At 45.8% G+C, this 19,204-nt stretch carries 18 protein-coding genes; 12 read left to right on the plus strand and 6 right to left on the minus strand.

Features of this window, described 5'->3' with window-relative positions; all coding sequences use genetic code 11:
• Positions 1 to 76 precede the first annotated feature (76 nt).
• Complete coding sequence (locus AC0L6N_RS02575) at positions 77 to 619, minus strand: acyloxyacyl hydrolase (protein WP_473478619.1); 543 nt, start codon at positions 617 to 619, stop codon at positions 77 to 79.
• 328 nt (positions 620 to 947) lie between these two features.
• On the opposite strand from AC0L6N_RS02575, the gene AC0L6N_RS02580 reads away from it, so the two are divergent.
• Positions 948 to 1,463, plus strand: coding sequence for a hypothetical protein (locus tag AC0L6N_RS02580; protein WP_473478620.1), 516 nt, complete (start codon positions 948 to 950; stop codon positions 1,461 to 1,463).
• A gap of 174 nt (positions 1,464 to 1,637) precedes the next feature.
• On the opposite strand, the gene AC0L6N_RS02585 is transcribed toward AC0L6N_RS02580, so the two are convergent.
• Complete coding sequence (locus AC0L6N_RS02585; RefSeq protein ID WP_473478622.1) at positions 1,638 to 2,039, minus strand: rhodanese-like domain-containing protein; 402 nt, start codon at positions 2,037 to 2,039, stop codon at positions 1,638 to 1,640.
• A gap of 7 nt (positions 2,040 to 2,046) precedes the next feature.
• A complete protein-coding gene (locus tag AC0L6N_RS02590; protein WP_473478625.1) occupies positions 2,047 to 2,832 on the minus strand; it encodes a sulfite exporter TauE/SafE family protein in 786 nt (261 codons plus the stop codon).
• Positions 2,833 to 2,918: 86 nt separating this feature from the next.
• Between AC0L6N_RS02590 and AC0L6N_RS02595 the strand changes: the two genes are divergently transcribed.
• The gene (locus tag AC0L6N_RS02595) at positions 2,919 to 3,785 is read left to right on the plus strand and encodes an MBL fold metallo-hydrolase (RefSeq protein WP_473478627.1); all 867 of its coding nucleotides are present in this window, start codon (positions 2,919 to 2,921) and stop codon (positions 3,783 to 3,785) included.
• A 10-nt stretch (positions 3,786 to 3,795) separates the two neighbouring features.
• Here the strand turns inward: AC0L6N_RS02595 and AC0L6N_RS02600 are convergent, their stop codons facing one another.
• Complete coding sequence (locus AC0L6N_RS02600; RefSeq protein ID WP_473478629.1) at positions 3,796 to 5,415, minus strand: response regulator; 1,620 nt, start codon at positions 5,413 to 5,415, stop codon at positions 3,796 to 3,798.
• A gap of 267 nt (positions 5,416 to 5,682) precedes the next feature.
• Between AC0L6N_RS02600 and AC0L6N_RS02605 the strand changes: the two genes are divergently transcribed.
• The 7 genes from AC0L6N_RS02605 to AC0L6N_RS02635 all read left to right on the plus strand — a co-directional run bounded on the left by AC0L6N_RS02605 (position 5,683) and on the right by AC0L6N_RS02635 (position 13,951).
• The gene (locus AC0L6N_RS02605) at positions 5,683 to 7,173 is read left to right on the plus strand and encodes a CoA-acylating methylmalonate-semialdehyde dehydrogenase (RefSeq protein WP_473478631.1); all 1,491 of its coding nucleotides are present in this window, start codon (positions 5,683 to 5,685) and stop codon (positions 7,171 to 7,173) included.
• An 11-nt stretch (positions 7,174 to 7,184) separates the two neighbouring features.
• Positions 7,185 to 8,342: an acyl-CoA dehydrogenase family protein gene (locus AC0L6N_RS02610; RefSeq protein WP_473478633.1), complete on the plus strand. Its 1,158-nt coding sequence runs from the start codon at positions 7,185 to 7,187 to the stop codon at positions 8,340 to 8,342.
• A gap of 93 nt (positions 8,343 to 8,435) precedes the next feature.
• Positions 8,436 to 9,566, plus strand: coding sequence for an enoyl-CoA hydratase/isomerase family protein (locus tag AC0L6N_RS02615; protein WP_473478635.1), 1,131 nt, complete (start codon positions 8,436 to 8,438; stop codon positions 9,564 to 9,566).
• A 2-nt stretch (positions 9,567 to 9,568) separates the two neighbouring features.
• Positions 9,569 to 10,489: a 3-hydroxyisobutyrate dehydrogenase gene (gene mmsB, locus AC0L6N_RS02620; RefSeq protein WP_473478637.1), complete on the plus strand. Its 921-nt coding sequence runs from the start codon at positions 9,569 to 9,571 to the stop codon at positions 10,487 to 10,489.
• Between the two features lie 59 nt (positions 10,490 to 10,548).
• Positions 10,549 to 11,310: an SDR family oxidoreductase gene (locus AC0L6N_RS02625; protein ID WP_473478638.1), complete on the plus strand. Its 762-nt coding sequence runs from the start codon at positions 10,549 to 10,551 to the stop codon at positions 11,308 to 11,310.
• A gap of 349 nt (positions 11,311 to 11,659) precedes the next feature.
• Positions 11,660 to 13,216, plus strand: coding sequence for a choice-of-anchor L domain-containing protein (locus AC0L6N_RS02630; RefSeq protein ID WP_473478640.1), 1,557 nt, complete (start codon positions 11,660 to 11,662; stop codon positions 13,214 to 13,216).
• 135 nt (positions 13,217 to 13,351) lie between these two features.
• Positions 13,352 to 13,951, plus strand: a complete 600-nt coding sequence (locus AC0L6N_RS02635) for a peptidoglycan-binding domain-containing protein (protein WP_473478642.1) — start codon at positions 13,352 to 13,354, stop codon at positions 13,949 to 13,951.
• On the opposite strand, the gene AC0L6N_RS02640 is transcribed toward AC0L6N_RS02635, so the two are convergent.
• Together AC0L6N_RS02640 and AC0L6N_RS02645 are read right to left on the minus strand one after the other, a co-directional pair.
• A complete protein-coding gene (locus AC0L6N_RS02640) occupies positions 13,952 to 14,269 on the minus strand; it encodes a hypothetical protein (protein WP_473478644.1) in 318 nt (105 codons plus the stop codon).
• 1 nt (position 14,270) lies between these two features.
• Positions 14,271 to 15,050: a class II glutamine amidotransferase gene (locus AC0L6N_RS02645; RefSeq protein WP_473478645.1), complete on the minus strand. Its 780-nt coding sequence runs from the start codon at positions 15,048 to 15,050 to the stop codon at positions 14,271 to 14,273.
• A gap of 161 nt (positions 15,051 to 15,211) precedes the next feature.
• Here AC0L6N_RS02645 and AC0L6N_RS02650 point away from each other — a divergent pair, with 161 nt between their 5' ends.
• From AC0L6N_RS02650 to AC0L6N_RS02660, 3 genes are all read left to right on the plus strand, one after another.
• Entirely contained in the window at positions 15,212 to 15,676 is a 465-nt protein-coding gene (locus AC0L6N_RS02650) for a hypothetical protein (RefSeq protein ID WP_041713354.1), read from the plus strand.
• A gap of 280 nt (positions 15,677 to 15,956) precedes the next feature.
• A complete protein-coding gene (locus AC0L6N_RS02655; protein ID WP_011573844.1) occupies positions 15,957 to 18,296 on the plus strand; it encodes an efflux RND transporter permease subunit in 2,340 nt (779 codons plus the stop codon).
• Complete coding sequence (locus tag AC0L6N_RS02660; RefSeq protein WP_473478648.1) at positions 18,296 to 19,168, plus strand: outer membrane lipoprotein-sorting protein; 873 nt, start codon at positions 18,296 to 18,298, stop codon at positions 19,166 to 19,168. The genes AC0L6N_RS02655 and AC0L6N_RS02660 overlap by 1 nt, the downstream gene beginning before the upstream one ends.
• The last annotated feature ends 36 nt before the right edge of the window (positions 19,169 to 19,204 follow it).

Raw genomic sequence — 19,204 nt, forward strand, 5'->3', positions numbered from 1 at the left:
AATACGCTCGCCCACCCACTTTAGCTAAGCTTTTGGGCGAGCCGTTTGCGATGTGTTGACGCTGTAAAGGTAACAACTAAAAGTACACCGCGTATGACACGTTAAGAAAGTCCACGCCTGGGTTATGATCGTTCAACCCGCCATTCGAATAGTGCATGTAGCGTAATGCCACTGAGTGATTCATGTTCTCACCAAAATCGGTCACTAAGCCCAAGCGGTCTTCAAACTGATAGTGAGAGCCAATATCTTTACCTGCAAACCGGGTGTCTTCTACTAACGAAACACCGATACCGAACTCCCATCTTAGGGGATATTTGTTGGCGATGGTCGCGAACTGCTTAGAAATGACCGGTGATATCGCCGCAGCGTAGTTTGTTTCATGGCGGTTCTGCTCACCCACTTCCCAGAAGTTCATACTGACTTCCCAGTAAATGTCTAAATTTCCCAACCATTTAATTTGTGTTAACTGTGTTGCATAAGGGCGATAGGCTAATCGTATGCCTTGAATGTCATCTGAGCCTAAAAGGTAATCAACCGCGATGCCTTGCTTTGTGGCGTGAGCAGAAGGGGTAACAAAGTAGCTGCCGAGTAAGGCAATAATAATAAGAAGTGTACGCATGTGTGTGTCTCTAGCTAAGATAATGTGAGACTACTAGATAGGGACGAAAAATCAAAAAAATTAGTTTTATTGCTGCAATAAATAGACTTTACCGTTCGGTAATATCGAATCATTATTGTTTTTAATAGCCTATTTAAAGAATATGTACATTAATTCAGTATTTTGATTATATTTATTTACTTGTTAAACAGACCATTAACCTAGTGTCTAACTGCATAGGGTAAATATTCAAGGGTTGGTTCATGATTGAAATAAAATAATGGGTCTTGCGAAATTACCTATTGAAAATGGTTTTAAATGAAACGAAGTACAATATCGGGAGAAACGCGTGAAGCAGCTCAGTAGTAGCGAGCAAGAAAAGGTTGGGCTTGAACATCAGGCGGCTAAAATTTTTATGCGTTGTTATGAACGTGAAAGCGGCCATGAAATCAGGCATCTTTGGCATAATAAGCCTAGAAAACCAGATGTGTCATGTAAGTTAGACGGTAAACGCTTAGATCTCGAAATTGCGCATTTATACGGAACTGAGCTAGAAGCAAAACAGATTTTAGGACGTCACCTTGATGACAAAACATGCGCCGAGCTCAGGCAGCTAACAGCACATACCGAGCCTGAGGCGCGTTTAGTTAAAGCGTTGAACAGAATATTACTTAATAAGTCAGGCAAGTATTACCGCTCTGAACGTGTTTGGCTGGTTATCCGTAATGCGCACCCGGCTTGGGATCGTGAGCAAATTGAAGCGTTGCAGCATGAAATTGATGTGCCCCCAGCACACCCCTTTGAACAAATATGGATGGTGGGGGACTGGGAAGGAAAAAGCGGTATCGTCAAGTTATACCCTTAACGCAAGCGCAAGCACTCACCGTTAAAACTGCTTATTGCTGTTAGCCATTGCGCTAGCACTTGGTTTGCGCTTTGATGCAAACAGGTTTTATTCAACACGCTGGTTATCTATCACTCTTATTAGTTAACACCTTTATTAGTTAACACACTACAACGAATGGCATGTGCTTCGTACTTATTCTTGAGCAATAGCATAGCCAAGTTCACACCAGCGCTGGGTTCCCCCTGCGAGTGAGTAGATATGGGTGAACCCCATACGCGTCAGCGATTGTGCCGCCAGCGCGGAACGCCCTCCCGTGCGACAATATAGCAGTATATTGCGTTGGGCTAGCCAGTCTAACGGCTCGATTTCGTCATGACCAATAGCCACCCCACTTAGCTTAGCCTCAAGTAGCCCACGAGGAATTATATGCGCACCCGGCAGCACACCCAACTGACATTCTTCATCCTCGCGCACATCAATCAGTACGGGATAAACGCTGGGATCTTTGGCGTATTCTTCGCACGTCACTTCTTTGATGATTTGTCGCACTTGTTGGATATATTGGGAATAATCTAATACACGGTTTTGCATCATTGATACCTCAGTAAAGTAAGTTGATTAACAGCCAAATGGCAACAAGTACGATCAAAGTGGAAAATCCTCGTTTGAGTATTCGCTGGTCCAAATGAGATGAAATGCTTTGCCCAGCCAGCACACAAATAGAGCCGATACTGGCCATGGTGATAATGATGATGCCGTTTAGCTCAACACCGTGCCCACCTGCCGCAATGGTGGTAAAAGCGGTAAAGGCGTTGATCACGATAAGCACTAAACTATTTGCGACTGCTTTTTGCATGTTTACACCGGTAAAAAACACCAAAGCGGGAACAATTAAAAAACCACCGCCCACACCGACCACACCTGTTATCAACCCCATAGAGGCTGCGGCGATGAGTAGATTGCGCTTGCTCGGTGGGGGCGCAGAAACAGACGTAGCCATTGAAGCGGTATGGGAAGATGAAGAATTGTCTGAGGCAGCGCGGACAGTCCCGGCAAACATTTTATAAGCAGCAATGCACATAATGGCCACCAACAACAGGGTTTGACTACCTTGAGGGAGCCATATGCCTAGACGCGCGCCCACTGCAGCAAAAGGCAAGCTAACAATGCCGAAGCTAACAAGGATCGATAAATCTAACTGCCGATTTCGATAGGCTTTGATACCGCCTACTGCTGAGATAAGGCCCACTATTAGCATCGAGCTGGTAATAGCGCTTTTTTCATCTAGCCCCAAAAATAAGGTCAGGGCAGGCACAGTTAAAATGGAGCCTCCCGCACCTAACAGCCCTAAACTTAGCCCGATTAACCCTGCGCTTAATAGCAACATCAGAAACATAAACTTGTACAAACTTTGATTAATATTGTATATTTACAATATACGATATTGTTGTGCAAATTAGCAAGAGGTAATTTATGACAGTTCAAGTAAATGGTTTTTATCATGATGCAACGGGCACAGTCAGTTATATAGTGTCAGACAGTGAACGCAAGCACGCAGTGATCATCGACAGCGTTTTAGACTTTGATCTCTTTTCAGGGGAAGTGTCCTCTACTTTTGCTGATAAGCAATTGGCATTTCTGCACGAAAATCAGCTAACGTTGGACTGGATATTAGACACCCATGCCCACGCAGATCACTTAAGTGCTGCCCATTATTTACACTCAAAAACAGGCATTAAAACGTGTATAGGGGAAGGGATTAAGGCGGTGGAAGCACGCTTTGCTAAGACATTCAATTTTGCACCTGAGGAAGGTCATCGCTTTGACGCGTTCGACAAATTATTACAAGACGGTGAGTCATTGCAGTTTGGCTCAGCCACGCTGGTGTGCATGAGTACGCCAGGTCACACAAGTGACAGCCTTAGTTACATTATTGATGACAATGTCTTCGTCGGCGACACGCTATTTATGCCTGACGGTGGCACGGCAAGATGTGATTTCCCTGGGGGTGATGCAGGGTTGTTATGGGACAGCATAAACCGCCTTCATCACTTACCGGCACATTACAAAATTTGGGTATGTCATGATTACCAGCCCGACAACAGAGAGCTACAATATCAAACGACAGTGGCGCAAAGCCAAGCGGCGAATATTCATGTGAATAATCAAATAGATAAGGCGCAGTACGTGGCGCTTCGCAACAAACGAGATGCTACGCTGGCGGTGCCGAAACTGCTGTATCCCTCCCTGCAAGTTAACTTGCAAGCAGGGAAGTTACCTCAAAAGCAGAGTAACGGGCTGCGTTATCTGTCTATTCCGCTGACGGATAAAACACAGTAGCCTAAAATAATTAGCTAAAAATTTTCGGGGACTTTTCGACTTTTTTAGCGATATCTTCCAAACGTTTTTGATTGTTGGGGGCCATTTGGCGACGGGAAAGTTCAGATAAAAACTGCCGTGTATTAATCGTTTTATAAGCCCCTTGTTCAGCTTCAACTAAGCTTTGAAGCAGATTTAAACTAAAGGCCACCTCTCGAGGAAAGAGTAAATAAGCTTGGTAAAAATCCCGTGTGGCTTTTTGATAGTCCTGCTTTATGTAATGTTCTAAGCCTGTTTTGTTTAACTTCATTGCTTCAGGCCGGCGTTCGCCAATGCTCTCTTCACGTTTCACCACCTGCATGTTGGCAACGGTAGTCTCATTGCCATCGTCTAGTTGAGAAAGGCGCATCTTGCACAAGGCTAATATTTCTGAGGCTTTTTCATCGTTACCTACGCCTTTCCACGCGGAAATAGCATCTGTCATCTGCAGGACGTCGCTATCAGTCATGTCATCCATGCCCTCACGATTGAGAAGCTCTGAGGCTTTATCTATATTTCCCGCCATGACAGCTGCTGCCGCATACAAAAAATCTTTTTTAATGATTAATTTTTGATCCAAGTTTTTACGTCCAGCCGAGCCAATCAAAAATTTAGCGACTTGCAGGGTTTTCTCTCGCTCATTGGCTTTTTTACCCTCAGCTTCTTGCAAATAACATCGGGCTAAATCTAGAGATAGCTCATCGTAACGTTCTCGGATACCACGATTCGACTCTCGCTTTTTCTCAAGTAATTGAATCGCTTCGTCATTGCGCTCTTGGGCTTGATATATATAAGCTTTGAGGCGAGCAGCAGAGACCGACATCTCACCTTCGCGAATTGCGTTAATGTGATCTTCTGCTTGAGCATATTGGTTGGCGTCGATACAAATTCGCGCTAGCCACTCCCGGGCTTTATCACTGGTGAGCTGAGTCCCCGTGAGTGCCAAAAGCATGTCTTCACTTTGCTTTATTTGACCATCTAAATACAGGCTCTGGATCAGTCCCCACTTGGCCCAAATGATTTTGTTTGAGCCGCGAAGTACATCGTTGTACACGCTTGCGGCTTCTTTGAAGCGCTTTACTTTTATTAGTAAACGCGCCTGCAGCTTAACCATTTGGCTGCGCATACGAGGACGGCTGTTGCGCTCAAGCATGTAATTTAACTTATCTAACGCGTGAGCGAATTCGTCTTCGTCCATGAGTTTGAAAACGGGCATTAAATAGTGGTGGAAATTCAAACATGCGGAAATGTTTTTTTCGATACTGCGAATGGTATACGGTTTGATGACAAGTGCGTCAGGGTGCACATCGACGATTTGACCCACTATCATAGGTAAGCGATCTGAGGTGATAAAAATAATACTGGTAGAGCTTTTTAATAATCCCAGCTCTTGTAATTCCTGCACCACTTCTACGCCATTTTTGTTTTGGCCTAAATGATAATCCATTATTAACAAATCGATGCGACGCAGGCGTGCGTGGGCTTTTAACTCCCGACCGTTGCTAAAACAGCCGATTTCGCTAAAGCCCATTTCCATTAAATGATTGCGCAGGTTGATACGAGCCATGCCATTGTCTTCAACAATAGCGACTTTGATATCACTTAGTGACATGAAGGGCCTTTCGGATTTTAAAATCTTTTTTCATCATAATCAGTAGCATAGCAAGGAAAAAGAATACGTGTAGTTATTTGCTTAAGGGAAACATTAGAGGCCTAGTTTGCTGAAATACCATAGCTATGTATACAGAAGTTGTCAGTTAATAGAATAAATTATTGAACTGACGTTAACGTAAAGGTAAATTGTTTGGTAATCTTGATAACACTTTGTTAACAGTTTTGGTTTGCCGTTAAAATCAAAGCGCTTTAAATAGGGCTACTTATGCAACACGTTCCTTTACTTATCAACGGTGAGTTTTTTTCATCTCAATCGCAGCAATTTATCGACGTTACCAATCCTGCGAATAATTCTGTCATCGCCAAGGCGCCCATTGCCACTGACGCTGAACTAGAAGCCGCGGTGGCCAGTGCCAAAGAAGCCTTTTTAACGTGGCGAGAAGTACCTGTGCCTGAGCGTGCTCGCGTGATGATGCGCTACCAGCAATTGTTAAAAGAGCATCATGATGAAATTGCCACGTTACTGAGCAGTGAAACCGGCAAGACCTTTGATGATGCAAAAGGTGACGTGTGGCGGGGGATTGAAGTCGTTGAGCAAGCCATGAACGCGCCCTCCATGATGATGGGGGAGACCGCAGAAAATGTGGCTCGTGGTATAGACACCTACAGCTATATTCAACCGCTGGGTGTGTGCCTAGGGATCACGCCATTTAACTTCCCTGCGATGATCCCGCTGTGGATGTTCCCGATGGCTGTTGCTTGTGGCAATACATTTATTCTTAAACCGTCAGAGCAAGACCCGCTTACGCCCACACGCTTGGCTGAATTGTTTATTGAAGCTGGCGCGCCCAAAGGGGTATTAAATGTTGTTCACGGTGGTAAAGATCAAGTCAATAAATTGCTTAACCATGATGATGTGCGCGCAGTGTCATTCGTGGGCTCAGTCCCTGTAGGCCAGCATGTATATAAAACAGCAACCGATAATATGAAACGGGCACAGTGTTTTGCGGGTGCTAAAAATCATTCTGTGATCATGCCTGATGCCAACGTAAAGCAAGTACTAAACAACCTAGTCGGGGTTTCAGTTGGCGCTGCTGGTCAGCGTTGTATGGCGATTTCTGTGGCTGTATTTGTTGGCGCATCAAGTCAGTGGATTGACGAACTCGCCCAGATGATTGGCCAAGTCAAACCAGGCTTATGGGATGACAAAGATGCGGCTTACGGCCCACTTATTAGCCCGCAGGCAAAAGCCCGCGTGTTATCACTTATTCAGCAAGGTAAAGATGAAGGTGCGAAATGTTTATTGGATGGTAGCGATTTCACATTACCTGGCTACGAAGAGGGTAATTGGGTTGGGCCCACTGTTTTTAGCGATGTGACTACGGACATGGAAATATATAAACAGGAAATTTTTGGCCCTGTTTTATGTTGCATGGTAGTGGATACACTCGAAGAAGCGATCGCGCTGGTTAATCGCAATCCCTTTGGTAACGGCACATCAATTTTCACCGCTAGCGGCGCTGCAGCGCGCAAATACCAGCACGAAATAGAAGTTGGCCAAGTGGGAATCAACGTACCTATTCCTGTTCCTTTACCGTTTTTTTCGTTTACCGGTTGGAAGAATTCTTTCTACGGGGACTTACACGCCTACGGTAAGCAAGCAGTACGTTTTTACACTGAGACCAAAACTGTGACAGCCCGTTGGTTTGAGAACGATATTCCCAGTGGTCCAAACATGACTATCGAATTGAAGTAAAGGAGCCCATTATGAACTTTGATTTAAGCGAAGATCAGCAAGCATTTGCGGATACAGCTCGTCAATTTGCAGAGCAAGCCCTAGCCCCTAATGCAGCCAAGTGGGACAAAGAGCACCATTTCCCGAAAGACGTTATTCAACAAGCTGGGGAGTTAGGTTTCTGCGGCTTGTACACCAGTGAAGAAGACGGTGGTTTAGGCTTAAGTCGTTTGGACTCATCAATTATTTTCGAACAGTTATCCATGGGGTGCACTGCCACCACGGCCATGATGACTATTCACAATATGGCGACCTGGATGATCGCAAAATGGGGCAAACCAGCATTAAAAGCCAAGTGGTGCCCCGATTTGGTCACAGGTAAATTACTGGCGTCATATTGCTTAACAGAGCCGGGTTCTGGCTCTGATGCCGCAGCACTTCGAACCAGTGCCAAGTTGGACGGCGATGATTATGTGCTTAACGGCTCGAAAATGTTTATCTCAGGCGCGGGTGAAACCGATGTGTTAGTCGTGATGGCTCGCACCGGCGGGGATGGTCCTAAAGGTATATCGGCGTTTTTAGTCCCAGCCGATGCACAAGGTATCACTTATGGCAAAGCGGAAGAAAAAATGGGCTGGAATGCGCAGCCCACGCGCTTAATTACGTTTGATAATGTGCGCGTCAGTCACATCAATTTGCTTGGGGATGAAGGCCAAGGCTTTAGCTTCGCTATGCAAGGTTTAGATGGTGGCCGAGTCAACATTGCGACATGCTCCATCGGTACTGCTCAGCAGGCTCTGAATACCGCTACCGCTTACATGAAAGAGCGTACGCAATTCGGTAAGCCACTCGCTGCCTTTCAAGCATTGCAATTTAAGCTCGCTGATATGGCGACCGAATTGGTCGCAGCCCGTCAGATGGTGCGCCTAGCTGCGTTTAAATTGGACAATAAAGACCCTGAGCGCAGTGCTTATTGTGCCATGGCAAAACGTTTTGCCACCGATATTGGCTTTGAAGTGTGTAATCAAGCCCTGCAAATTCATGGTGGCTACGGCTACATTCAAGAATACCCATTAGAGCGTCATGTACGTGATGTGCGGGTACATCAAATTCTGGAAGGAACTAATGAGATTATGCGCATGATTGTGGGTCGACGTCTTTTGGCGGACGACGCCGGGAGCATACTGTAGAGCGAGTATAAACATCCTGAGCTATCGGGATTTTTTGCATATCAGAGTCTGTACTTTAAGGCTTGCATTTGCATCTTACAAAAGGAGTAGACAGTGTCTGACAGCGTTATATTTCAAGAGCTTACTACCAACAGCGGCATGAAAATAGGGCATGCTACGCTTAATCGGCCTAGCGCCCACAATGCGCTAAACATGGACATGATTCAGCTACTGATGCCGCAACTGCTAGCGTGGCAACAAGACGAAAATATCTGCATGGTGCTTTTAGATGGCAGCGGCGAGAAAGCGTTGTGTGCCGGTGGTGACGTAGTGGCCATGCACAACGCCATGGCAAGCCAGCCTAATAGTATGCCTGAATCTTTGCAGGCCTTTTTCACCCAAGAATATCAACTTGATTACTTGATCCATACCTACACTAAACCGTTCGCTGTATGGGGAGCGGGGATCGTGATGGGGGGCGGTATGGGTTTGATGAATGGTGGCAGTCATCGCATTGTGACCGATACATCGCGTCTTGCCATGCCCGAAATCAGCATTGGGCTATACCCAGATGTGGGCGGCAGTTGGTTCTTAAATAATATGCCACCAGGCTGCGGCCTATTTTTAGGCATGACAGGTGCCAGCATGAATGCCACTGATGCCTTGTACGTCAATATGGCCGACTACTTCATGCCAAATGATATGAAAAACCAATGGCTTGATAGTTTGAAGCACGTGCCGTGGGGCAATAATAGCGCAGCCAACAGCGATCAGTTGAGTGTGTTATGCGCCAAGCAGCATCAACAACATCAGGCATTGCTGCCAGAAGCAAAGGTACAGCCTTTACAAAGCACACTTGATGAACTTGCTATGAAAACCAGCGCCGCTGACGTGGCAGATCAGATCATGGGGCTTGATGCACAAGGCGATAAGTGGCTAAGTAAAGCACAAAAGACCTTGCAAACGGGCTCGCCTATTAGCGCCAGTTTAGTTTTCAAGCAGCTTCAACATGGGCAAAGCCTGACCTTAGCCCAATGTTTTGAAATGGAATTAACCATGTCATGCCGCTGTGGTGAGTTTGGGGAATTCCAAGAAGGGGTTAGGGCATTATTGGTGGATAAAGACCATCAGCCAAAGTGGCGTTACACAAGCATTGACCAGGTGCCAAATGAGACCATGGTGTGGTTTTTTGATAGTCCATGGCAAGCAAATGCACACCCTCTTCAAGATTTAGCCAAGGAGTAATCATGTCATTATCAAATTACAGTATCGCCTTTATTGGTTTGGGTAATATGGGCGGGCCTATGGCGAGCAATTTACTTAAAGCTCACGCCAAGGTCTGTGTTTTTGACTTAGTACCCCAAGCGGTTGCGGAATTAGAAAGCCAAGGTGCACGAGCAGCGCAGAGCGCCGAGGATGCCGTGAAAGGTGCAGATATCGTTATTTCCATGCTGCCTGCGGGTAAACACGTGCAAAGTTTATATTTAGGAGACAGCGAGCGCGGCACTGCAGGTTTGATTGGCGTGCTTGGGCAAAATACGTTAGTGATTGACTCCAGTACCATTGACGCAGCAACCTCTATTTTGGTTGCCAAAACGCTGGCTGAAAGGGGGATCGTGTTTGCTGATGCGCCTGTGTCCGGTGGAACAGCGGGTGCTGCTGCGGGCACGCTCACTTTTATTGTAGGCGGTGAGAAAACCGCTTATGAGAAGGCTTTACCTGTACTGAGTGCTATGGGTAAGAACATTTTTCATGCAGGACAAAATGGCGCAGGGCAAATTGCAAAAATCTGCAATAACATGTTGTTGTCGGTATTGATGGTGGGCACGTCAGAAGCCTTACAAATGGCCATTGATAACGGTTTAGATCCAAAAGTCATGTCGGATATTATGCTACAAAGCTCAGGGCGAAACTGGACACTAGAGCTATATAACCCATGTCCAGATGTGATGCCAAACGTACCGTCATCAAATGATTATAAAGGTGGTTTTATGGTGGATTTGATGCGTAAAGATTTAGGCCTAGCGTTGGACACTGCCCTTAAAAGTCATTCCAGCACGCCCATGGGCGCGATGGCGCAAAACCTATACAACATGCACAGCATGCAGGGCAGCGGGCAACGTGATTTCTCAAGTATTTTCGAGTTATTTTCAGCACCAAATAAATAGCATGTGGAGATCCACTGGTAAGCTAGATTCAAATTGATCAACATTAGGATAGTAGAATTATGCAATTAGAAGGTTCAGTTATTGCCATTACCGGCGCTGCTCAAGGGTTAGGTCGTGCGATGGCACAAGAAGTCGCGCAACAAGGTGCTAGTGTCGCCTTGATTGATATGCAAGAGGCCGCGTTGCAGCAGGCAGCCAAGGAGCTGCGCGGCCTTGGCGTTAAAGTTGAATATTACGTGGTTAACGTTACAAATGAGGCCGAAGTAGAAGTCGCGTTTGCTGACATCGGCATGGACTTTGGTCAGCTAAATGGTTTGATTAACAGCGCCGGTATTATGCGCGACGGCATGCTGCTTAAGGTGAAAGAGGGCAAGGTTGTCAGCAAGATGTCCAAAGAACAGTTTCAATCAGTACTCGATGTTAACGTAACAGGCACCTTTTTGTGCGGGCGTGAAGCGGCGAAGCAAATGATTGAGAGCAAAAGCGATGGGGTGATCATTAACGTTTCGTCAGTGTCTCGTGCCGGTAACATGGGACAAACCAACTATTCAGCGTCGAAAGCGGCGGTGGCTACCATGACAGTCTCATGGGCGAAGGAGCTGGCGCGCTTTGGTATTCGTACAGGGTGTATCGCACCAGGTTTAGTTGAAACCGCCATGGCGGCACAGATGCGCCCTGAGATGCGCCAAGCATTTTTAAATACCGTCCCGATGCGCCGCTTAGCGGAAGTAGAGGAACTTGCGCATACGGCGAGGTACATTTTTGAAAATGATTACTTCACTGGGCGCACCATTGAACTAGATGGCGGTACTCGCGTTTAACCGCGGGTTATTCTACCTGCAACAAACACGTATCTAAGCATATTAGGTACGTGTCTTTACACTTTGCATTGATTTGCATGTGCTTGGTGACTATTTTAGGTTGAATCCTGCGTTTGCCTATTTTTCAATCCCTATCATTATGATTTATATAAATAAATCACACTCCCTTATTTTAAGCTTATAATTTGTCAGTTTTCTTTACTATTTATCTGTAGGTAAGTTTTGTTTCCTTTTTTGTTCTTTAAAATCAACGGGTTATATTTCACTGTTTTGGTTTGATTCTTGCTCAAGCGTTTTCCTAGGAAATATTATTTTTTGACGTTAATACGAAATTTATAGGAAATAAGAAATGTTCGTAAGTAAAAAGTTGTCTTTATCATTCTGTGCGGTGTCACTAGCACTTAGCTCGTCAGTTGTTCACGGTATCGAAATCACATCCACGGACGATGCCTCTGTTCTTTCAGATACATTAATCATTCCTAATAGCGGCGTCACTGTTACCAGTGCGGTATTAAGCGGTGGCATGAACGATGTTGATTTCAGTACCCAAGCGGGAACATACACTAATCACTCTGGTACTTACGGGTTGCCTAGTGCTGGCGGTGTGGTGTTTAGTACCGGTAATGTTAATGACTATGAAGATGGGCCAAATAATAACTCAGGCGGTGAAGGCAATGGCGAGCTCCCTGGCAACGACGATGGTCCTGGAGACGGCGAGGGCGGCGGGGATTGCGAAGGTGGTTGCGTAGAACAGCAAAGTTTTTCTCAATTTTCAGCTAGCTCAGGACCGTCTTTTTCAACTCAAAGTGAAGGGCAAACATCGACTGTAGAACCAAGCAGCACTGATTTAGGCCCAGAAAGTGGCACCAATACACAAGATCAAGATGTACCTGATGCTCTCGATTTTGGACAGACCAATTCTGCCACTGATGAGCAAAATGCGCTTTTAACCCAGATAACAGGACAGGCTGAACATTTCGACCCCATCGAACTTAGCATTACCTTCGATGTAGACGACAGTGTTTCAGTAATCTCATTTGTCGGTGCCTTTGGCTCTGAAGAGTTCCCTGACTGGGTTAATTCTGAATTTGTCGATGGCTTTGGCATGTTCCTCAATGGTGTAAATTTAGCCCGTGCTGAAGTGACAGATGGTTCAACCGATGGTGCGCCGGCGCTGATCAATATTAATCACCCTGATTTTGCCCCAGTCGAAGGAACAGAGTTAAACGGCATGCTAGCGCCTAATGGTATTCCGATTTTGCAGTTTGATATCCCTGTTGAACCAGGCAGTACAGGCAACACCTTTACTCTTCTATTGGCGGATGCGTCGGATGCGGCACTAGATACCACTATATTTCTAAGCAGCTTTGGTAACTTTGACTCAGAGGGAGGGGAATCTGAATTCACCCCTATTATGCCTGATGAAACTAGCGATAATGGAGACTTCGTATTCACATTACCTGAAGTCGATGCAGGGGAAACGATCTGGTTCGATCCTGATGTTGCCACTGGTTATACCTATACAGCAACAGACGGTGGCATGTTTGCTAGCGTAACCGCCCCGACCTTGCTCAGCGTGAATGACAGTGATGGGTATTTACTCAGTTATTTAGTCAATGGAGTTGAACAAGTGGTGGCGTTAACCAGTGGTCAAACGTTTGAATTTGACATGCCAGTGCCTGAATTCACGATCTCTAGTATTAACGTTGAACTCGCCTTAGATCCGACTGATCCGTTAGCGTTCGTTACCGGTGTGGCATTTAGTGAAGGCGGTCAGTTTGGTGTGGTGCAATCACCTATCACACAATTTGTTGATGACAGTGTCGCGGTTTCAGCACCGGGTACATTGGCAATCTTTGCCTTATCACTGATTGGTTTATGTGGTTTGCGTCGAAAGAGGTTTTAATTACTTTTTAAGAGATTAATACCAACTTCATTAAATAATTTGCCATTTAGTAAAAATTTATCGAAATTGGTATAAAGTCACCCAGTTCGATGTATTGAACTGGGTTTTTTGGTTTTATAGGGTAAGTAGTAAAGCATGAACAGTTTTAAAGCGATTGCACTGGCAATGTTACTAAGCACACACGTTGGCGTTGCTAGTGCGGCAGATGAAGACGGCAAATTTGCGGTTAAAGGTGCAGGAAAGCGCTTATGTAGTAACTTTTTATTAGCGTCAGCGCAAAAGAGCACTGATTATTATTTGTATGGCGGATGGCTTGAGGGTTATATCAGTGCCTATAACCGATTTCAGCCCCAGAACTATGATGCAACGCCGTGGCAAACAACAGAGTTACTGCTAGCGCTGTTGCAACAAGATTGTGAGAACGCTAAAGACACGCACTTTTTAACCGTTACCAATGGCTTGCTTAAAGCATTGTTTCCTATTCGTTTGTCTGCTGAGTCAGCACTGGTCGCGATAGATGTGAATGACGCTAAAAGCTATTTTTACGTAGAAATTCTCAAGCGCGCGAAACAAAGATTGATCAAAATGGACTATTTAAACGCGTTGGGAAGCGATGATTTCGATCAGGAGACATTAGATGCCTTTAAGCACTTTCAACGTGATCGTGGTTTGGCCCAAACCGGCGTGCCAGATCAGAATACTCTGATGAATTTATTTTTGAAAAAGTCTGGTTAATCAGACGAGTTTTACTGGATTGAGCAAGCGCACTCTTATGTCGTCCTGCTCAATCATAGTAAACACCCTAGGGCGAATTTCATCCTTCCACCACTGGTTATAGGTTTTCTTATATAAGGCCTGACGAGCTTGTTCGTCGTCAAACTCTCTTAACCACACAAACCATTCATCACCGTTTTCATCTTTATAAATATAAGTTTGCAGGACGCGCATACCTTGAGATATTTGATAAGGCAGCAATTCTGCGTTCATCCATGCCAGCCAAGCTTGTTTCATATTCGGCTTTATTTTGTATTCACGTAACTCTACGATAGCCATTTCACTTAACCTGCTTTTTTAGTGGCTCACCAAAACGAAAAATCTGCCCTTCGCCGGGCTGCATTTTATGCCAATCTTCGTTTCCCGTGAGTGGCTCGGTGGCAATAACGGTCACAATGTCATTCGGTGTGGTTTCTTTAGCGAAGTCGATATCTACATCAATATCTGATAAGTGTGCCTTGCCAAAAGGAGCGCGGCGAGTGATCCATTGCAATTTCGTCGAGCAAAATGCAAGTAAGTACTCACCATCTGTGATTAGCATATTAAATACGCCGAGCTTATTCAGTTTTTTGGCTTCACGCTGCAGAAAATTGAATGCGGATATGCGTTTACTTGGGCGCTTAGGGAAGCGATTATCTAATGCACTCATCAAATAGCAAAAAGCCCGCTCGCTATCGGTGGTGCCTACTGGGGTAAACCTGTCGATAGGTAAATCAGCGTAACCACTTAACTGCCCATTGTGGGCGTAGGTCCAGTTTCTGCCCCATAGCTCTCGGCTAAACGGATGCGTGTTTTCCATGCCGATACGGCCACGATTGGCCTGGCGCACGTGGGCAATAACGGCCGTGCTTTTAATCGGATAGTCAGAAACTAAGCGTGCTATTTCAGATTCGTAACTAGGCAGGCGATCCTTAAAAATACACACCCCTTTTTGTTCGTAGAATGCCACGCCCCAACCGTCTCTGTGGGGGCCGACGCGGCCGCCCCTTTCCCGAAGACCCTTGAAACTAAAGCAAATGTCAGTTGGAACATTCGCAGACATGCCTAATAACTCACACATATTTCATCCTGTGTATTGCTGATAAACAGATTATAACCCGATTGACGGGCAAACAGGACCTACTGAATAAAGCGTCACGTGCAGAAATAACAAACGATGTGGCGGTTCCCTTCTAAAAATTGCGCTTATAGGAAGTGAGACTTAACAAACAGGAGTGTGATATGTGCTCAAGAGCGTTTCACCAACCAATAGCGTTTGGCACTAAAGCCTTGTTTTTTTCGGCTTGGCTGATTAGTTGGCCAGCGATAGCGATTCAGGCCAGCCCTGAGAATATTTTACGTGATGCCTCACTGAATAAATCAGACCCTAATTCTGATACAACGGCATTACTTTACTCATCTGCAAATGCAATGGACAACCAATTAACGTCAATTTCATTACCTGCCAAAGCGCGCCCCAGACAAGCCATAAGCAGTAAACAGTCTGCTAAGCGACTATTGAGCGATAAACAACATGAAGTGATGCGCTTGGCGCTGATGGATGTGCCCAAAATAGCTTTCGTTAGTTGTCTTTTTCTAAGCTTCGCATGTCTGTTTCGTCGGCTAGCTCGACGTACTGCGCGTCAACTACAGTGCTCTGTTGGTCAGAGGTTTCGCGCTGTAAAAAGCGCAAAACTAAGTGGCTAGATAACACCGTTTACAGTGCACTTAATAAATTAATTTATCGAAAATGAAAATAAATTGGCGGATTTGTAGTGGGAATTTCGCTGATAAGAAAAGCGACAAGATAAAGAGAGCAGAAGCCCTGCTTTTATCTTGATGAGAATGGAAGATGTGACGTCTTGGGATCCGCTATTAATGACTGGTTAAGCCATTGTAGCTGGGTCGCAAAGTTCTTCAATTGGCAGCTAGCTTGGGCAGTGAACAGTTTGTCGCGTGTTTCCCAGCTAAAACAAGGACAGCAATCATGACCATGAAAATAGCCAGAAAAACCTATAAAGAACGTTATTTTACCTTCGTTATCCATAACCCAAAATGGATCTTACTGATCGCCACGCTGCTGATTGTCGCCATGGGAGTTGGGCTTAAACATGTTCACAAAGACCCCTCTGTGGATGCGTTTGTTCCTAACGATCATCCTGCTGCGCTTGCCAGAGATAGAGCAAGTGAACTGTTTGGCATTGAAGATCCCATCGTACTGGGCATTGTGGCTAACGATAACCAATCTGCCTTTAGCGCCGATATTATTCAAGCGTTAGGCTTGATCCAACAGGACGTACGCGGGCTAGATAATGTTAAAAAAAATGCTCTGATCAGTATTTTGACCGAGAATGCTATCTATGGGGATGAGGGGGATTTGCTCGTAGAGCCAATTCTACCGACGGGGGAGGTGACACATAACAAAGCGGTGATAGCGTTAGAGAGGTTGCGCAGCATGCCTATGATGGACGGCCTGCTTGCATCCAAAAACGGTGACACACTGACCTTAATCATACCGGTTCAAGACGCCAACCACGCGACGCAAACCTACCAACAGGTGCTGGCAATTGGCCAAACGCACCGGCCTGAGAATGCAGAGGTGCACGTGACCGGTGTGGCATCAATGAATGGGCGTTTGGCGCAGATGGTCAATCAAGATACGCGCATATTCATTCCTATGGCGATTATCACTGCACTGTTGGTGATCTTTATTGCTTTGCGTGAATGGCGTGGATTACCCGGCCCATTATTGGTTATTGCTGGCTCGGCGGCGATGACAGTAGGCTTGATGGGGTGGTTGGATGCCAGATATTACTTAATCACCACGGCGTTGCCTGTGATCATTATGGCGATATCAATAGCTGATAGTTTGCATGTATCTACTATCTTTATGGAAAAATGCCGTGTTGAGCCAAGTAAAAGCAAGGCCGACTTGCTATTGGCCACGCTCAATCAAACTTTCTTGCCCGTTACTCTGACGACGGTAACGACCGTTGCCGGGTTTGTGGGTCTGGCAATAGGCTCGTCAATGCAGCCCATTGCCGAATTTGGCTGGTTTGCAGCATCCGGGGTGATCGCCGCGTGGATCTTGAGTTTAAGCGCCTTGCCTGCGGTTATGTTATTGATTGGGCTGGGCAGCAAAAAACAGCCACAATATGTACAAGACAGCCTAGTGGATGCGTTGGTTTATCGCCTAACGCAAAACGCGTTTAATCACCCTTGGACAACCTCTTCCAGCTTAATACTGGTACTTTGCGTCTTTATTTATTTTGCTACTCAAGCGCGATTCGATTATGAGCGCCAACGTTATTTTCAAGCGGATGAAGAGGTCCGTTTGGCTGACGTGACCTTAAATACCCATTTGCAAGGGCTCAATTTTTTAGATGTGGTGGTGTCAGGTAAACAAGCTGGCGATTTAATGACACCAGATGCGATGCATGCCATAGCCATATTGCAGCAACGTATTAATAAGCTACCACTCGTGGTTAAAAGCACCTCCATCAGCGATTACATGGGGTTAATGCATCGGGCATTGACTAACGCATCTGTTGGTGAGTTACCTAGCGCTGAGCATGCGCCGGCACAGTACATGTTTTTATATGAGGCGGCAGGAGACCCAGGTGATTTCAAAGAGGAAATTGACTTTACCTATCAGCATACCCTTATTCGCGCACAACTAACGACAGATCGATTTAGTCAGGTGAGTCCTGTGGTGTCTGAATTTGAGAGAATTGCTGAAATTTGGTCTCAGGAATATGATCTAGAGGCCAACGTGAGCGGACGAGTGGCGGTTAATTCAGGGTGGATGAAGCTACTCGGAGCTTCTCATTTTGCCGGACTCGGTTTGGCTATTGCCTTTGTTTTTTGTGCTTCGCTTCTCGCCTTTCGCTCATTTTGGGCCGCATTATTGAGCCTGGTTCCGATACTTACAGGGGTCCTGTTTACCTATGCAATGATGGGGCTTTTAAAGATAGATATAGCCCCTGCTACCTCCATGACGGCGGCCATTTCAACTGGCTTGGGGGTCGACTTTGCCATTCATCTTATCTCTGGTGTTCGCCAGTCACTACAAAAAGGCTCGAGTCCTCGTGCCGCTTTTAGCGGACATTATGTGGTCATTGCCAGAGCGTGCGTATTTTCAGCTGTGGCCTTGGCGTTTGCGTTGGGGGTTATCTGCTTAAGTTCAGCACCGCCATTGCAGTGGTTTGGTGCACTCGTGGCGTCTGCGTCTATTGGTAGCTTAGCAGGGGCAATTATTGTTATTCCGGCGTGTTACGCCCTGTGTGCACCCACGCCATTTGTTATCGATGTAAGAGGGAGTGTGTAATGAAACTCTTTAACGCAAAAAAATTGCCAACCGTGAGCCAAAAAGAAGACCGTATGAGCCGTATTTTCATGTGTCTTTGGGGATGCTGTTTACTCGCTATGCATGCGGTTTCAGCACAGGCCAATACCCAGTTGAGCGCCTTAGAATTAGCGAATAATGTGGTAGCCAGAGCGGCGAATGACGGTCGCGCGGGGAATATGCACTTTACGTTGCATAATGATGCTGGGGGGGTACGAAAACGCTCAGCGTTATTTGTTCATTCTGTTGATCAAGGCGATACCAAAATAGGAATATATTTTACCGCACCAGCGGCGCTGCAAAACACCGGTTTTTTAAGTTATGACAAGGTATCGGGCAGTGATGAAAATTGGCTGTATTTACCAGCGACAGATCGCGTGCGTAAGTTACCCGCGTCAAGCAAAGGTAACTATTTTATGGGAACGGACCTGACCTACGGAGATATTAAAGATAACTTCAAATTTACCCTAACAGATTGGGACTTCACTGTAGGCGAGAAGCAAGTGATTGAGCAAAAGGAATATTACGTCTTAAAAGGGACAACGAAAACGACCGCCAAAAAAGTAGAACTCGGGTACAGCAGTTTTATAGCGCTGATCGACCCTGAGACTTATTTCCCTTTGAAAATTGATTACACAGATACCGACGGATTGCCCCTAAAAACCATATCGGTAAAACGATTAGAGCGCATAGCCGATGCGTGGGTGGCAACCAACTTCACTGTGATGAATGCGCAACTCGCGCATAGAACGGACGTTGTGCTAAGTGATGTGAAACACATTCCAGACTTACCTGAAAGTATTTTGAGCGCTGATGAGCTCAGTTACGGCGTGCCCAATATCGCAGGGTTGTAGATGGTTGGGTATGGTGGCAGCGAAACGCCGTTAAAG

The sequence above is a fragment of the Paraglaciecola sp. G1-13 genome (assembly GCF_055809255.1).

Coding starts and splice junctions, on each gene's coding strand:
- AC0L6N_RS02655 (WP_011573844.1), top strand. CDS start 15,957: ATGACCATGAAAATAGCCAGAAAAACCTATAAAGAACGTTATTTTACC.
- AC0L6N_RS02650 (WP_041713354.1), top strand. CDS start 15,212: ATGTGCTCAAGAGCGTTTCACCAACCAATAGCGTTTGGCACTAAAGCC.
- AC0L6N_RS02635 (WP_473478642.1), top strand. CDS start 13,352: ATGAACAGTTTTAAAGCGATTGCACTGGCAATGTTACTAAGCACACAC.
- AC0L6N_RS02625 (WP_473478638.1), top strand. CDS start 10,549: ATGCAATTAGAAGGTTCAGTTATTGCCATTACCGGCGCTGCTCAAGGG.
- AC0L6N_RS02605 (WP_473478631.1), top strand. CDS start 5,683: ATGCAACACGTTCCTTTACTTATCAACGGTGAGTTTTTTTCATCTCAA.
- AC0L6N_RS02660 (WP_473478648.1), top strand. CDS start 18,296: ATGAAACTCTTTAACGCAAAAAAATTGCCAACCGTGAGCCAAAAAGAA.
- AC0L6N_RS02630 (WP_473478640.1), top strand. CDS start 11,660: ATGTTCGTAAGTAAAAAGTTGTCTTTATCATTCTGTGCGGTGTCACTA.
- AC0L6N_RS02585 (WP_473478622.1), bottom strand. CDS start 2,039: ATGATGCAAAACCGTGTATTAGATTATTCCCAATATATCCAACAAGTG.
- mmsB (WP_473478637.1), top strand. CDS start 9,569: ATGTCATTATCAAATTACAGTATCGCCTTTATTGGTTTGGGTAATATG.
- AC0L6N_RS02595 (WP_473478627.1), top strand. CDS start 2,919: ATGACAGTTCAAGTAAATGGTTTTTATCATGATGCAACGGGCACAGTC.
- AC0L6N_RS02575 (WP_473478619.1), bottom strand. CDS start 619: ATGCGTACACTTCTTATTATTATTGCCTTACTCGGCAGCTACTTTGTT.
- AC0L6N_RS02590 (WP_473478625.1), bottom strand. CDS start 2,832: ATGTTGCTATTAAGCGCAGGGTTAATCGGGCTAAGTTTAGGGCTGTTA.
- AC0L6N_RS02640 (WP_473478644.1), bottom strand. CDS start 14,269: ATGGCTATCGTAGAGTTACGTGAATACAAAATAAAGCCGAATATGAAA.
- AC0L6N_RS02645 (WP_473478645.1), bottom strand. CDS start 15,050: ATGTGTGAGTTATTAGGCATGTCTGCGAATGTTCCAACTGACATTTGC.
- AC0L6N_RS02600 (WP_473478629.1), bottom strand. CDS start 5,415: ATGTCACTAAGTGATATCAAAGTCGCTATTGTTGAAGACAATGGCATG.
- AC0L6N_RS02610 (WP_473478633.1), top strand. CDS start 7,185: ATGAACTTTGATTTAAGCGAAGATCAGCAAGCATTTGCGGATACAGCT.